This is a genomic window from Pantoea sp. EKM20T (assembly GCF_011800485.1).
In the GTDB taxonomy this organism is placed as follows: Bacteria; Pseudomonadota; Gammaproteobacteria; order Enterobacterales; family Enterobacteriaceae; genus Pantoea; species Pantoea agglomerans.
Genome location: NZ_JAALFW010000013.1, coordinates 58490 through 72424, shown reverse-complemented (window position 1 = coordinate 72424; position 13935 = coordinate 58490). Strand labels below are relative to the sequence as shown.

Annotated in this window: 16 protein-coding genes; 7 read left to right on the top strand and 9 right to left on the bottom strand. The window is 54.2% G+C overall.

Going from position 1 to position 13935, the window contains the following annotated elements; genetic code table 11:
* Window positions 1-65: 65 nt before the first annotated feature.
* The 3 genes from fieF to cpxP form a co-directional block, all read right to left on the bottom strand.
* Window positions 66-968: a CDF family cation-efflux transporter FieF gene (gene fieF, locus HFD94_RS19220; protein WP_010672078.1), complete on the bottom strand. Its 903-nt coding sequence runs from the start codon at window positions 966-968 to the stop codon at window positions 66-68.
* A 239-nt stretch (window positions 969-1207) separates the two neighbouring features.
* Window positions 1208-1363, bottom strand: coding sequence for a general stress protein (locus tag HFD94_RS19215; protein WP_010258211.1), 156 nt, complete (start codon window positions 1361-1363; stop codon window positions 1208-1210).
* A 455-nt stretch (window positions 1364-1818) separates the two neighbouring features.
* Window positions 1819-2328: a cell-envelope stress modulator CpxP gene (cpxP, locus tag HFD94_RS19210; protein WP_010258214.1), complete on the bottom strand. Its 510-nt coding sequence runs from the start codon at window positions 2326-2328 to the stop codon at window positions 1819-1821.
* Window positions 2329-2476: 148 nt separating this feature from the next.
* Between cpxP and cpxR the strand changes: the two genes are divergently transcribed.
* From cpxR to trmL, 3 genes are read left to right on the top strand one after another with little or no spacing between them, the layout of a single operon-like run.
* Window positions 2477-3175 carry an envelope stress response regulator transcription factor CpxR gene (gene cpxR, locus HFD94_RS19205; RefSeq protein WP_009088062.1) on the top strand — a complete coding sequence of 233 codons (699 nt, stop codon included), beginning with the start codon at window positions 2477-2479 and terminating at the stop codon, window positions 3173-3175.
* Window positions 3172-4551 carry an envelope stress sensor histidine kinase CpxA gene (gene cpxA / locus HFD94_RS19200; RefSeq protein WP_010258221.1) on the top strand — a complete coding sequence of 460 codons (1380 nt, stop codon included), beginning with the start codon at window positions 3172-3174 and terminating at the stop codon, window positions 4549-4551. The genes cpxR and cpxA overlap by 4 nt, the downstream gene beginning before the upstream one ends.
* Window positions 4552-4586: 35 nt before the next feature.
* Window positions 4587-5060, top strand: coding sequence for a tRNA (uridine(34)/cytosine(34)/5-carboxymethylaminomethyluridine(34)-2'-O)-methyltransferase TrmL (gene trmL, locus HFD94_RS19195; protein WP_010258223.1), 474 nt, complete (start codon window positions 4587-4589; stop codon window positions 5058-5060).
* Here the strand turns inward: trmL and cysE are convergent.
* From cysE to HFD94_RS19170, 5 genes are all read right to left on the bottom strand, one after another.
* Entirely contained in the window at window positions 5057-5878 is an 822-nt protein-coding gene (cysE, locus tag HFD94_RS19190; RefSeq protein WP_010258225.1) for a serine O-acetyltransferase, read from the bottom strand. The two genes, trmL and cysE, sit on opposite strands and share 4 nt — an antisense overlap.
* Window positions 5879-5946: 68 nt before the next feature.
* A complete protein-coding gene (gene gpsA, locus HFD94_RS19185; protein WP_181955368.1) occupies window positions 5947-6963 on the bottom strand; it encodes an NAD(P)H-dependent glycerol-3-phosphate dehydrogenase in 1017 nt (338 codons plus the stop codon).
* The gene (gene secB, locus HFD94_RS19180; protein WP_010258229.1) at window positions 6963-7433 is read right to left on the bottom strand and encodes a protein-export chaperone SecB; all 471 of its coding nucleotides are present in this window, start codon (window positions 7431-7433) and stop codon (window positions 6963-6965) included. Before secB ends, gpsA begins: the two co-directional genes overlap by 1 nt.
* Window positions 7434-7471: 38 nt before the next feature.
* On the bottom strand, window positions 7472-7726 hold the full coding sequence (gene grxC, locus HFD94_RS19175; protein WP_010258231.1) for a glutaredoxin 3: 255 nt from the start codon (window positions 7724-7726) through the stop codon (window positions 7472-7474).
* Between the two features lie 19 nt (window positions 7727-7745).
* A complete protein-coding gene (locus tag HFD94_RS19170; RefSeq protein ID WP_010258234.1) occupies window positions 7746-8177 on the bottom strand; it encodes a rhodanese-like domain-containing protein in 432 nt (143 codons plus the stop codon).
* A 252-nt stretch (window positions 8178-8429) separates the two neighbouring features.
* Here HFD94_RS19170 and envC point away from each other — a divergent pair, with 252 nt between their 5' ends.
* The 4 genes from envC (at window position 8430) to HFD94_RS19150 (ending at window position 12875) form a co-directional block, all read left to right on the top strand.
* Window positions 8430-9731 carry a murein hydrolase activator EnvC gene (gene envC, locus HFD94_RS19165; protein ID WP_029519509.1) on the top strand — a complete coding sequence of 434 codons (1302 nt, stop codon included), beginning with the start codon at window positions 8430-8432 and terminating at the stop codon, window positions 9729-9731.
* Window positions 9732-9734: 3 nt separating this feature from the next.
* Window positions 9735-10637 carry a divergent polysaccharide deacetylase family protein gene (locus HFD94_RS19160; protein ID WP_167433385.1) on the top strand — a complete coding sequence of 301 codons (903 nt, stop codon included), beginning with the start codon at window positions 9735-9737 and terminating at the stop codon, window positions 10635-10637.
* A gap of 104 nt (window positions 10638-10741) precedes the next feature.
* Entirely contained in the window at window positions 10742-11971 is a 1230-nt protein-coding gene (locus tag HFD94_RS19155) for a glycosyltransferase (protein ID WP_010258244.1), read from the top strand.
* On the top strand, window positions 11964-12875 hold the full coding sequence (locus tag HFD94_RS19150) for a hypothetical protein (RefSeq protein WP_039387216.1): 912 nt from the start codon (window positions 11964-11966) through the stop codon (window positions 12873-12875). Before HFD94_RS19155 ends, HFD94_RS19150 begins: the two co-directional genes overlap by 8 nt.
* 28 nt (window positions 12876-12903) lie before the next feature.
* Here the strand turns inward: HFD94_RS19150 and tdh are convergent, their stop codons facing one another.
* A complete protein-coding gene (gene tdh / locus HFD94_RS19145) occupies window positions 12904-13932 on the bottom strand; it encodes an L-threonine 3-dehydrogenase (protein WP_010258251.1) in 1029 nt (342 codons plus the stop codon).
* Window positions 13933-13935 lie beyond the last annotated feature (3 nt).

Here is a 13935-nt window from a genome sequence, read left to right as displayed (position 1 = left end):
TCACTATTTTTTGCAGCAATGTTAGCGTTACGTCATCCCTGCCGTATCGATTTGATTCATTTAAGTTAAAAACCTAAAGAATCCTCTCTCTCGAACGGTACCACAGAACAGGGATCCTGATGGATAATTACGTCTGACCCGGGAAATTCTTTGCGTAACGCCTTCTCAACCTGATCGGCTACCCGATGCGCCTGCACCAGTGGCAGCTGATCTTCCAGTTCCAGATGCAGCTGAATAAATTTGGTCGGCCCGGACTGACGGGTTCGCAGATCGTGAACGCCCTGCACCTGCGGCCAGTTTGTCGCAAGCGTCAGGATTTGCTGCCGTTCCTCTTCCGGTAACGCGCGATCCAGCAATGACTGAACCGCCTCGTAGCCCATACGCAGTGCGCTGTAGAGAATAAAAATACCAATGCCCAGCGCAAACAAGGCATCCGCCCGGGCAAAGCCATAGCTGCTCAGCACCAGCGCAATCAAAATAGCGCCATTCATGATGACGTCGGACTGATAGTGCAGCATGTCAGCCCGGATCGCCTGGCTGCGGGTTTTACGAACCACCCAGCGCTGAAAGGCCACCAGCACCAGCGTTGAGCTCAGCGCCACCACGGTCACTACAATACCGACGCCGGGCGCCCGCAACTCATTGGGCGTCGCCAGATGCTGCAGGCCGGTCAGAAACAGAAACAGCGCCGACCCGGAAATAAACATACTTTGCGCCAGCGCTGCCAGCGACTCCGCTTTGCCGTGCCCGAAAGTATGATCTTCGTCAGCGGGCTGCAGTGCATAACGCACCACCAGCAGATTGGTCAGCGAGGCGGCGATATCCACCAGTGAATCCACCAGAGAGGCCAGTAAACTCACCGAACCGGTGTACCACCAGGCAAAAATTTTCACGAGCAACAGCACAGACGCAAGAATGGTCGCGCCGAGCGCAGCACGCTTTACCAGTCGGCCATAAGAGGGTTGCATGCCAGGTTCCCTGTGCGGCATCAGTGATGATGCGCACCAAAATGAATGAATGGCTCAAGTTTAACATCGTGAGACGGGCACTGCTTAGCGGGTCGATCAACGGATCAGGCTTTTTTGGGAAGGCGCGACAGGTACAAAAAAACAAGCCCCGGCCTCTGTGGGAGGACGGGGCAAAGTGTCATACACATCAGTACCAGGCCACATTCAGGCCCAGGTCTGGGCTGAGAAAGAGGCGGCGACTACTTTTTGCCGCCTTTTTTCCCGGCTTCTGATGCTTTTTCACGATCGTTTTTGAAATTTCCGCCGCCGCTACTCTGGCCGCCTTTCTTACCGGCTTCAGACGCTTTTTGCGGATTATCTGCGAAATTACCTGAACCACCACGATGCTCTGCCATAACTTACTCCGTTAATAGATTCATTCAGGACTACATAATGTGGTTGCTGCTCCCTGAGACTTCGCAAAGACACTTAACTTCCCTGCAGTGACAGGATTAAGTGTAGAGGGTGCGCCTGAACCGGCAAGCGTAACGCGGGGGATTTATCTCATTGAAAAATATAATTAAAGTTTTCTATGCCTGCCTGTAATTCATTCACTTTCAGTGAGTTATAATATTTAACAGGCGGTAAAACCCTTACCGGTACGCTTAAATTTAAGTCATGACCTGAATAGTAAGAAATCGATGAGACTTACCCATAAAAGCTCAACAAGCGATAATCAAACAGGGGTTTTATTGCGGGGTGATGATTCCAGTCAAAATAAAAAAAGTGAAAAAAAGATAAAAAAAACCCCCACCATCATGGCGGGGGAAGACAGGGATGTGTCTATGGCAAGGAAAACAGGGATACTATGTTACTGGTTACTGCTGGTACTACTCACTGCCTGCAGCGATGACGCTGACTGCAAATTCGAAAACTGTCGCAGCTCATTAAGTCGCCGCTGGTAATTCTGCTGTAACGCCGACTGCTGGGCTGGCGTTAGCAGCTGGAACATTTGATTCTGTACCCGCGCCATCTCGACCTGCTGTTCAACCTGAACTCTGGCGATCACTTCCGCCTTCTCGCGGATGGCCGCTTCGTTAAACTGGTCTGCAGTCACTAACTCATGTAGTGCTGCGATATCGTCAATATGGACGACCGGGCGCTCATGTCGGGCCTGTTGCATCAGGTCACGCATCTGCTGACGTTGCTCTTCAGTCAGCTCGATGCCATCGAACATGTGGCTTTGCGGATTTTGCGTCATACTGCCTGTCGGCAATCCGCCATGATGCATCTCGTCAATCGTCGTCGCATCTTTAGCACCTGCGCTGGCGACACTCAGAGCCATCGCTGAGGCAAGGACGACGGCGGTTAATTTGCGCATCGTGTACTCCAGTTCGTTCCGTTTTGCGATTCAACGAGAGCCAGTGTACGGCGACAGCTGCAAACATCCGTCAGGGGGTGTAAAACTACGTAAAGCGATGGATAGGTGCGCCAGGAACACGGTATTTTGCCTGCGGAGGGCTACAAAAATGAATAAAATCCTGTTGGTAGATGACGATCGCGAATTAACTTCGCTTTTAAAAGAACTGTTAGAAATGGAAGGGTTTGAAGTGGTGGTAGCCAGCGATGGTGAACAAGCGCTGAACCTGCTCGATAACTCAATTGATCTGCTTTTACTGGATGTCATGATGCCGAAGAAAAACGGTATCGACACCCTGAAAGAACTGCGTCAGCAACATCAAACCCCCGTCATCATGCTAACGGCGCGCGGCAGCGAGCTGGATCGCGTACTGGGCCTCGAACTGGGCGCAGATGACTATCTGCCTAAGCCGTTTAACGATCGTGAACTGGTGGCGCGTATCCGCGCTATTCTGCGGCGCTCAAACTGGAGTGAACAGCAGCAGCAACACGACAATAGCTCGCCTACGCTGGAAGTGGACTGCCTGCGTCTCAATCCCGGCCGTCAGGAGGCCAGTTTTGATGATGTCACGCTGGATTTGACCGGCACGGAGTTCACCCTGCTCTATCTGCTGGCGCAGCATCTGGGCCAGGTGGTGTCGCGTGAGCACCTGAGTCAGGAAGTGCTGGGCAAACGCCTGACGCCTTTTGACCGCGCTATTGATATGCATATCTCCAATCTGCGTCGCAAGCTGCCTGAACGCCGTGACGGTCATCCCTGGTTCAAAACTTTACGTGGCCGCGGCTATCTGATGGTTTCGGCATCATGATTGGAAGTCTGACCACCCGTATCTTCGCCATCTTCTGGTTGACGCTGGCGCTGGTGTTGATGCTGGTGCTAATGGTGCCCAAGCTCGATTCACGACAGATGACCTCGCTGCTGGAAAGTGAACAGCGGCAGGGCATCATGATTGAGCAACACGTCGAAGCAGAGCTGTCACAGGATCCCCCTAACGATCTGATGTGGTGGCGTCGTCTGTTTCGGGCAGTGGAAAAGTGGGCACCGCCGGGTCAGCGGCTGCTGTTAGTGACGAGTGAAGGTCGGGTGATCGGCGCGCAACATAACGAAATGCAGGTTATCCGCAATTTTATCGGCCAGTCTGACAATGCCGATCATCCGCAGAAGAAGAAATATGGTCGTGTTGAGCTGGTAGGGCCTTTCGCCGTTCGGGATGGCGAAGATAACTACCAGCTTTACATGATTCGTCCCGCCAACAGTTCCCAGCTCGATTTCGTGAATCTGCTGTTTGACCGTCCCCTGTTACTGCTTATCGTCACCATGCTCATCAGCTCCCCGCTGCTGCTCTGGCTCGCCTGGAGCCTGGCTCGTCCGGCTCGTAAGCTGAAATATGCTGCCGACGAAGTCGCAAGCGGAAACCTGCGTCAGCATCCGGAACTGGAATCGGGCCCACAGGAGTTTCTGGCGGCGGGTTCCAGCTTTAACCAGATGGTCAGTGCGCTGGAGCGGATGATGACCGGTCAGCAACGTCTGTTATCAGATATCAGCCATGAGCTTCGTACCCCGCTCACCCGTCTGCAACTGGCTACCGCGCTGCTGCGTCGGCGCCAGGGTGAAGGCAAAGAGCTGGGCCGCATTGAGATGGAAGCACAGCGTCTTGATGGCATGATTAACGATCTGCTGGTGCTGTCGCGCACCCAGCATAAAAATGCGCTGGTCAGCGAAGCGATGAAGGCGAATCAGTTGTGGAATGGGGTGCTGGAAGATGCCCGCTTCGAAGCGGAGCAGATGGGCAAGAAGATGGATATTCCCTATCCGCCTGGCCCGTGGCCGCTTTATGGTAACCCCCATGCGCTGGAGAGTGCGCTGGAAAATATCGTACGCAATGCGCTGCGCTATTCACACACCCATATCAGCGTCAGCTTCTCCGTGGATATTTCCGGTATCACGGTACACGTTGATGACGATGGTCCTGGCGTGAGTCCGGAAGATCGTGAACAGATTTTCCGGCCGTTCTACCGTACCGATGAAGCACGCGATCGCGAATCCGGCGGCACCGGTCTTGGCCTGGCAATTGTTGAAACGGCAGTGCAGCAACATCGCGGCTGGGTTAAAGCGGATGACAGCCCATTGGGCGGCCTGCGTCTGACCCTCTGGTTGCCGCTCTACTCCTCCGCTCGTCAATAATTTGTTATGCTTCGGCCCCTGTCATCGGGGGCCTTATGCTTAACATCGTCTTGTTTGAACCAGAAATTCCGCCGAATACCGGCAATATCATCCGCCTGTGTGCCAATACTGGCTTTCAGCTTCATCTGATTCAGCCGCTTGGTTTTGCCTGGGATGACAAGCGTTTACGCCGCGCCGGGCTGGATTACCACGAATTTACTGCCATTAAATTCCACGCCGACTATCAGGCGTTTATCGCCTCAGAGTCGCCTGAGCGTCTGTTTGCGCTGACGACCAAAGGTACGCCCGCACACAGTGCCGTAGCGTATCAGGCTGGCGATTATCTGCTGTTTGGCCCGGAGAGCCGTGGACTTCCGGCTGAGATCTTAGCGGCGTTACCGGCTCAGCAGAAAATCCGTATCCCGATGAAAGCGGAAAGCCGCAGTATGAATTTGTCGAACGCCGTCTCGGTGGTGGTCTATGAAGCGTGGCGCCAGCTTGATTATGCGGGCGCGCTGATTAAAGACTAGATGCCGTCGCCAAACTGAAAACCCGCCAGGCTGCCATTAAAGTGCTGATCCATATCCATCGACGGCTTTTCACTGCCTGGCTTACCAACGATTCGCGCGGGTACGCCTGCTGCAGTGGTGTGCGGCGGCACGGGCTGTAATACCACGGAACCGGCACCGATTTTGGCTCCCTTGCCAACTTCAATATTGCCCAGGACTTTCGCACCGGCACCAATCATCACCCCTTCACGGATTTTCGGGTGACGATCGCCGCTGGTTTTGCCGGTTCCGCCCAGCGTAACCGATTGCAGGATCGAGACATCATTCTCAACCACAGCGGTTTCACCAATCACAATGCCTGTGGCATGGTCGAGCATGATGCCGTGGCCGATGTTGGCGGCGGGATGAATATCGACGGCAAAGGAGACGGAGATTTCATTCTGCAGATAAACCGCCAGCGCGCGCCGGCCTTCATTCCACAGCCAGTGGCCAATGCGGTAGGCCTGTAAGGCGTGAAAACCTTTGAGGTAGAGCAGCGGCGTGGAGTATTTATCGACTGCCGGGTCACGCTGGCGCACCGCCTGAATATCGTACGCCGCTGACATAATCATCGACGGATCTTCACGGTAGGCTTCTTCAACGATTTCACGAATGGCGATGGCGGGCATAATCGGGTTAGCCAGCTTGTTGGCCAGCATATAACTCAGTGCGCTACCGAGATTTTCATGCTTGAGCAATGTCGCGTGGAAGAAGCTGGCCAGCATCGGCTCACAATCAGCCAGGGCGCGCGCTTCTGCTTTGATATTATTCCAGACCAGTTCTAACTCATCAGACGACATTGCTGTTTTCTCCCGATAAAAAAAGCGCCTGAATGGGCGCTGCAGGTGATGATGCTACGCGTCCTGCGTTAGCCAGTGCTGTTTTCGTCCTTCCTTGTTCGTCCCAGCAGACTCAATGCTGCATCTCTCGCCGGCTTTTCGCAATACAGCACCTGATAAATCTGCTCGGTGATCGGCATTTCCACACCAAAACGGGCTGCCAATGCTTTGACTTCTTTGGTGTTTCTGTAGCCTTCTACAACTTGTCCGATAATGCGTTGCGCGCTATCTACATCCTCGCCCTGGCCCAGCATCATGCCAAAACGACGGTTACGCGACTGATTATCGGTACAGGTCAGCACCAGATCGCCCAGACCCGCCATCCCCATAAAGGTGGTGGGATCGGCACCCAGCGCGGCGCCCAGCCGGCTCATTTCAGCCAGACCGCGGGTGATCAGTGCGGTACGCGCATTCGCGCCAAAACCAATCCCGTCAGAGATCCCGGCACCGATAGCAATCACGTTTTTTACCGCACCGCCCAGCTGTACGCCGATGAAGTCAGGGTTGTTATAAACGCGGAAGCTCTTACCGCAGTGCAGCTTCTGCTGCAGATCCTCAGCAAACTGCGCATCCGTTGCGGCCAGCGCGATAGCCGTCGGTAATCCGGCAGCCAGCTCTTTCGCAAAGGTCGGCCCGGAGATCACGGCCAGCGGAATAGCATCGCCGACAATTTCCCGCGCCACATCCTGCAGCAGACGTCCGGTCTCTTTTTCCAGCCCTTTAGTCGCCCAGACAATACGCGAGTCGGACCGCAAATGAGGCTTGATCTGCTGCAGCACCTCGCCAAAGACATGACTCGGCACCACAACTAATAAATCGCGGCTGGCAGCAATAGCTTTGGTCAGATCAGGTTCAAGAGAAAGATGGTCGGGGAACGGGACATCAGGCAGGAAAGCGGTGTTGCAACGGTCACTCTGAAGCTGCGCCAGATGCGCCGGGTTATGTCCCCACAACAGCACCGGATGGCCGTTGCGGGCCAGCGTAATCGCCAAAGCGGTGCCGTATGAACCGGCACCGATGACGCTAATCGAAGCGTGAGTTGTCATCAGGCATCCTGATGTGGTTCAGCACCTTCTTCACCTTGCTGCTGCTGCAGGTAGTTCATGAACAGCGCATCAAAGTTAACCGGTGCCAGGTTCAGCTGCGGGAAGGTACCACGTGATACCAGGCTGGTAATGCATTCGCGTGCGTACGGGAACAGGATGTTCGGGCAGTATGCGCCCAGGCAATGTGCCATCTGCGTTCCTTCGATACCGCTGATGGTGAAAATACCGGCCTGCTGAACTTCACACAGGAAAGCGGTTTCTTCGCCCACGGTGGCGGTTACAGTCACACGAAGTACCACTTCGTAAACTTCGTCAGCCAGCTGAGAAGATGCAGTGTCCAGATCCAGTTTAACGTCCGGTTCCCACTCTTTCTGGAAAACCTGTGGTGCATTTGGCGCTTCAAAAGAGATGTCTTTGGTGAATACGCGCTGAATCTGGAATTGCATTTCGTTGGTGTTATGTTCTGACATGTGACCAAATCCTATGTATGAGATTGTCCGGCGTAAAATTACGCCTGCAGTAAGGGATCTAAACCTTCGCGATTATCGAGTGCGAATAAGTCGTCGCAGCCACCAATGTGCTGCGCATCAATAAAAATCTGAGGCACGGTGGTGCGGCCGCTACGCTTGATCATCTCTTCGCGTTTCGCCATGTCTCCATCAATGGGGATCTCCTGAAACGATACGCCTTTTTGCGTTAACAGCGCCTTCGCCCGATGGCAGTAAGGACAGGTCGCCTTGGTATAAACTTCAACATTTGCCATGATCAGCACCTCTGTAAGATTATTTGCCGCGAACTAACGGCAGATTTTCGCCGCTCCAGCCACTGATACCATCTTTCAGCACTGAAACCCGCTCAAAGCCGGCCGCGCTGAGATGCGCAGCAGAATCACCCGCGCTTTGTCCGGTTGCACACACCACAATTATGGGCTGCGCTTTATGCTTTGCCAGTTCGTCGATGTTGCCTTTTTTAATCTCAGCGGCTGCGACATTCAGCGCACCTGAAATATGGCCTCTGCGGAAATCGTCGCGCGAACGCACGTCTACAACTACCGCGTCCTCTTTGTTAATCAGGCGGGTTGCTTCACCGCGACTGATCGTTTTTACCTTAGAGAACATTCCTTTAACGGTAGTCACAATCACCAGAACGAGTAAAACGACCCATGCCAGACTCAGGATGGGGTGATTGCTTGCAAACTGCATAATTTCTTGCATGAGGGGTAACGACTCCAGACCGGGCTAATAAGCTAAAACAAGGGTTCTGAGTATACCTGCGCCACTTCGCATGTACAGATGCTATGCGGCCAGAGTATCGATTTGTGCTTCATTTTCCAAAAAAAGTGGCTGAATAGCAAAAATGGCGTAAGGCTTAATCCATGTCATTGTGAAAGTGGACATAACTGGAAAAGCAAATGCCAGTGGGGAGCACTGGTAAGCGGCGGTTCATCGTGGAATAATCATTGGCCTATGAAGGGAAAAACAACCGTTTCGCACACAAGGACCCGTCCCAACGGCGATAACCTGCCGTTGTTCACACACTTGTCCAGCCTCTCCCTTAGCCTGCTTTGTGCGGGGGCACTGTTATTGCCTGCCGCCGCCGTTAGTGCAGAAGACAGCAAATCTCAGCTGCAATCTATTCAGCAAAACATCGCTGAAAAAGAGAAAAGCGTTAAAGCGCAAAAGTTGCAGCGCAGCAAATTACTGGATCAGTTGCAGAGCCAGGAAAAAATCATCGCTCAGGCGAGCCGTCAGTTGCGTGACACCCGCAATAGCCTCAACGCCCTGAATGACGAAATCAAACAGCTTGCCACCTCCATCGCCCGCCTTGAAAAACAGCAAACCCAACAGGAAAACCTGCTTTCAGAGCAGCTTGATGCGGCGTTTCGTCAGGGTAAGCACAACGGTGTACAGCTGTTGATGGGCGGTGAAGAGAGCCAGCGCAGCGAGCGTATTCTGGCCTATTTCGGCTATCTGAATGCGGCGCGCCAGAAAAGTATCGAATCGCTGCAACAGACGCGTCAGGACTTAGCTCAGCAACGCGCCACGCTGGAGCAGAAGCAACAGCAGCAGAAAGGATTATTAGCGCAGCAGCAGGGCCAGCAGCAGAAGCTGCAACAGGCGAGCGAAGCGCGGAAAAAAACCCTGACGACACTGGAAAGCGCGCTGGAAAAAGATCAGGCCGATCTGGTCGAGATGCGTCAGAACGAAAGCCGTCTGCAGGATAAGATCGCCCGTGCGGAACGCGAGGCGCGCGAGCGCGCCGCCCGTGAAGCGCGTGAGGCGGAAAAAGTGCGTCAGCGTCAGGCGCAGGCGAAAGCCAAAGGCTCCAGCTATCAGCCGACCCAGAGCGAACGCGAACTGGTGGCGCGCACCGGTGGACTCGGTCGCGCGGGCGGGCAGGCCTTGTGGCCGGTACGCGGACGCATTGAACATCGCTTTGGTGAACAGCTGCAGGGTGAACTGCGCTGGAAAGGACTGGTGATTGATGCGCGCGAAGGTACCGAGGTGAAAGCTATCGCCGATGGCCGCGTGCTGATGGCCGACTGGTTACAGGGCTACGGCCTGGTGGTCGTGCTGGAACATGGTAAAGGCGATATGAGCCTGTATGGCTACAACCAAAGTGCGCTGGTGAGCGTGGGTACGCAGGTGAAGGCAGGACAGCCTATCGCACTGGTGGGCACCAGTGGTGGCCGCGGTACTCCGTCGCTCTATTTTGAAATCCGACGTCAGGGACAGGCCGTCAATCCACTCCCGTGGTTAGGAAAATAGGTTTTGCTGCAACTTCGAAAAATCCCCGTTCTGTTGAGCGCCCTGCTGTTCAGCTACGCTGCGCAGGCGGGCAAACTGGCCATTGTCATCGATGACGTAGGCTATCGCCCTGCCGAAGAGAACAAGGTCCTGCAGATGCCGCAGGCCATTTCAGTGGCGGTTTTGCCCAACGCGCCACATGCCCGTGAAATGGCCACCAAAGCGCACCAGAGTGGTCACGAAGTGTTGATCCATCTGCCCATGGCACCGCTGAGCAAACAGCCGCTGGAAAAAGATACCTTAACGCCGGATATGAGCAGCGAAGAAGTTACCCGCATCATGCGCAATGCGGTTAACAACGTGCCTTATGCCGTAGGTCTGAACAACCATATGGGCAGCAGGATGACCTCCAGCCTGCCCGGCATGCAGAAAGTGATGCAGGCGCTGAACCACTACAATCTCTACTTTCTGGATAGCATGACCATCGCTAACAGTCAGGCTGTTCCTGCCGCGCAGGGCACCCAGGTCAGGGTATTAAAACGTCGGGTATTTCTGGATGACAGCCAGGATATTAATGCCATCCGCCAGCAGTTCAGTCGGGCGGTGAAACTGGCGCAGCGCGACGGTTACGCCATTGCCATTGGTCATCCCCACCCTAACACAGTGCGGGTGCTGCAGCAGATGTTACCCACATTGCCAGCCGACGTTACGCTGGTTCGTCCCAGTCAGCTGCTGAACGAATCACTGCACAGCGGCTCACGGCCGCCTGTGGCGCCGGCAAAACCGGTGACACCGCGCTTCCAGCCTGCAGACCTGTGTAAACCGAAACAGCCGCTGGCGCCGGTTCCTGCCACCCGAGCCTTAACGGTAATAGCTGAAAGTGTGAATAACAGCCCGCTGTTTAACACGCTAAAAAATCTGTTCTGAATTTGCTATGAATGCTAAGTGTTCAGCTTAGCGTTCATTTATACGCAGAAATTACTATAATCCTGGGTCGGGCGATAACGTGCTGTGCGGGAACAGTGATAGGGATGACGATTATTAAACAAAAAATCCTGCTGCTGGATAACGGCAGAGAGTGGGGCGGCGGCACCAACAGTATGCTGGAGCTGTTGAAGCGTATCGATCGTCAAAAGTTTGATATCACCTGCTGCTTCTATCACAACTACAGCCGTGGCAACGACGAAACCATTGAGGCCACGCTGAATGCGCTGGCTATCCCGGTCTTTTTTATTCCGCAAATCAGGCAGCCACGCTGGGCAAAGTTTGTTAAAGAAGTCGCGCGGGCACTGCTGTTTTTTAATAAAAAGCTCAAGAAGCGCGCCATCGATCAGATTGATACACACTGGCGCATTATGCCCAATGCCAGCAAAATCAATTCACTGCTGCAGCTGGGGAAGTTTGACACGCTCTATATGAATAACCAGCCCAGCACCAATGTGGAAGGTTATCTGGCGGCGCGCAGCCTGGATGTTGCGGTAGTGCAACACTGCCGTATCGATCCGGTTCTGGAACCGCGGCTGGTCAGCATGGTTAATCAGGATTGCCAGGCGATCATTGCGGTGTCGCAGGGCGTGAATAACACCCTGCGCAGCCACGGTGTTGATGCGGAACGCTGTTTTACCGTCAATAATGCTATCGACATCCACCAGCCTCTGCCCGACCGCCTTGAAGTACGCCAGCGCTTTAAACTCTCCCCTTCGACCTTTGTGTTCGGCACGATCGGCTCGCTGATATTGCGTAAATCTAATCACCATATTCTGCAGGCACTGGGCCGTTTTAAACGTGCTAATCCCGATGCCGACTGGAAGATGGTGGTGGTCGGAGCGGGTCCGGAACTTCAGCATCTGCTGCAACTCGCTACCGCAGAGAACATCCAGCAGCATGTGGTCTTTACGGGCTTTCAGAACAACGCGCTGGATTACCTCACCGCCTTTGATGCGTTTATTCTTGCCTCACGCAGTGAGGGATTACCAAGGGTTGTGCTGGAGGCGATGCTGGTGAATACCGCCGTAGTGGGATCCCGCGTGGTCGGCACTGCCGAATTGATCAGTCATGACGAAACCGGGCTGCTGTTTGATTATGGCAACGTGGTGCAACTGACCCAGCATCTGACCGCGCTGTGGCAGGATGCGGATTTACGTCAACGCCTGATCAATGCGGCAGCGAAACGCGTACGTGAACAGTACGCTATTGAAACTTATATCAGCGGCGTCGAGAATATTTTGCAAAGCGTCGTGAAAAAGAAACCTCATGCTTAATTTTTTAAATCCCCGTTATCGCCATATCAGGGCGAGTCATAACCTGCCTTATTCGCATAAAGAGGTTCAGGGCACTGTACCGGTCACTTCTGTCGTGATCCCCTGCACCGGCGCGGACTATATCGAAGAAGCCCTGCTCAGTGCCGATTTTGCAGCGCGCTTTGCGACAGAGGCTGAAGAGATCGTAATTGTCAGCGATCAGCCGGCTCACGCCTTTGGCAGCCTGCCAGTAAAAACCCGCGTCGCGACGCTGGATGTCCCGCATCGGGAAGAGAGCTATCGCTACAAGCAGATCTATCGCAGTCGTTTGATTAAATTGCAGGCGCCCTTACAGGCAAAAGGCGACGGCATTCTGATGATCGATTCCGACCTCAATCTGCTTAAGATGCCGGAGATTATGATGAAGCCCGGCCATCTCTATTCCAGTTTTCGTCAGGGGAAAATGATTGCCAAGCTGGCTGATGCGCCGGAAGAGGCGATTCCCGCCTACTACCCGCACAGTATCCGGCCCTGGCTGGTGGATCACGTGAATGGGGCTTACCTGGCTGCCACCCGTGAAGTCTGGCAGCGCATTTCGCCGCTGTGGCTGACGCTGTTTAATGATACCTGGAATTTAATGAACGACAGCCAGCCGCCTACTGACCAGCTGCCGCTCGCGGTGTTGCTGGACATGCTGGATATTAAAACCGTCAATCTGGGCGAATGGGCTAACTGGCCGGTCTCAAAGAAAATTGGCGGTCAGTCGGCGGTGATCCCGCCTGAAGTGGTAGGTGCACATGGCGGCTTTCCGCTGTCGGAATGGCAAAAATACCTCGCCGATCCGCAACAGCCGCTGAACTTTAAAGGTCAGGACTACACGCGCAAAGTGCGCTACCTGACCGATGAAGAGAAAAAACAAAGCTAATCATGCGGCCGCCCTGGCGGCCGTTGTTTTAATCCCAGCTCAGTATCACTTTTCCCGAGCGTCCTGAACGCATCTCATCAAAGCCCTGCTGGAAATCGTCGATTCCATAGCGATGGGTAATAACCGGCGTTAAATCAAGCCCGGACTGGATCAGCGCCGCCATTTTATACCAGGTTTCAAACATCTCCCGGCCATAAATGCCCTTTATAAAAAGCCCTTTGAAGATTACCTGATTCCAGTCGATCGCCATTTCACCCGGCGGGATGCCCAGCAGTGCAATCCGCCCTCCGTGGTTCATTACCTCCAGCAATGAACGGAAGGCAGGCGGTGCACCAGACATCTCCAGTCCGACATCAAATCCCTCCGTCATGCCCAGCGAGTGCATCACGTCTCGCAGATCCTCATTCGCCACATTGACCGCGCGCGTGACGCCCATTTTGCGCGCCAGTGACAGACGATACTCATTGATGTCCGTGATCACCACGTTACGTGCGCCGACATGGCGACAGACCGCGGCGGCCATGATGCCGATAGGACCCGCGCCGGAGATCAGCACATCCTCACCCACCAGATCGAACGATAGCGCGGTATGCACGGCGTTGCCGAATGGATCAAAGATTGCCGCCAGCTCATCGGAAATGTTGTCGGGAATTTTGAACGCATTGAAGGCCGGGATAACCAGATACTCCGCAAAGCAGCCCTGGCGGTTAACGCCTACACCCATTGTGTTACGGCATAAATGCGTTCGCCCGGCACGGCAATTGCGGCAATGTCCGCAGGTAATGTGCCCCTCGCCCGAGACCCGATCGCCAATCGTAAAGCCTTTCACTTCCTGTCCTATCGCAACCACTTCCCCCACATATTCATGACCGACAATCATCGGTACCGGAATGGTTTTGCGCGACCAGTCATCCCAGTTGTAGATATGGACATCGGTACCGCAGATAGCGGTTTTGCGAATCTTAATCAGCAAATCGTTGTGGCCCGGCTCCGGAACCGGCGCATCGGTCACCATCCAGATGCCCGTTTCCTTCTTCAGTTTGGCGAGTGCTTTCATGAC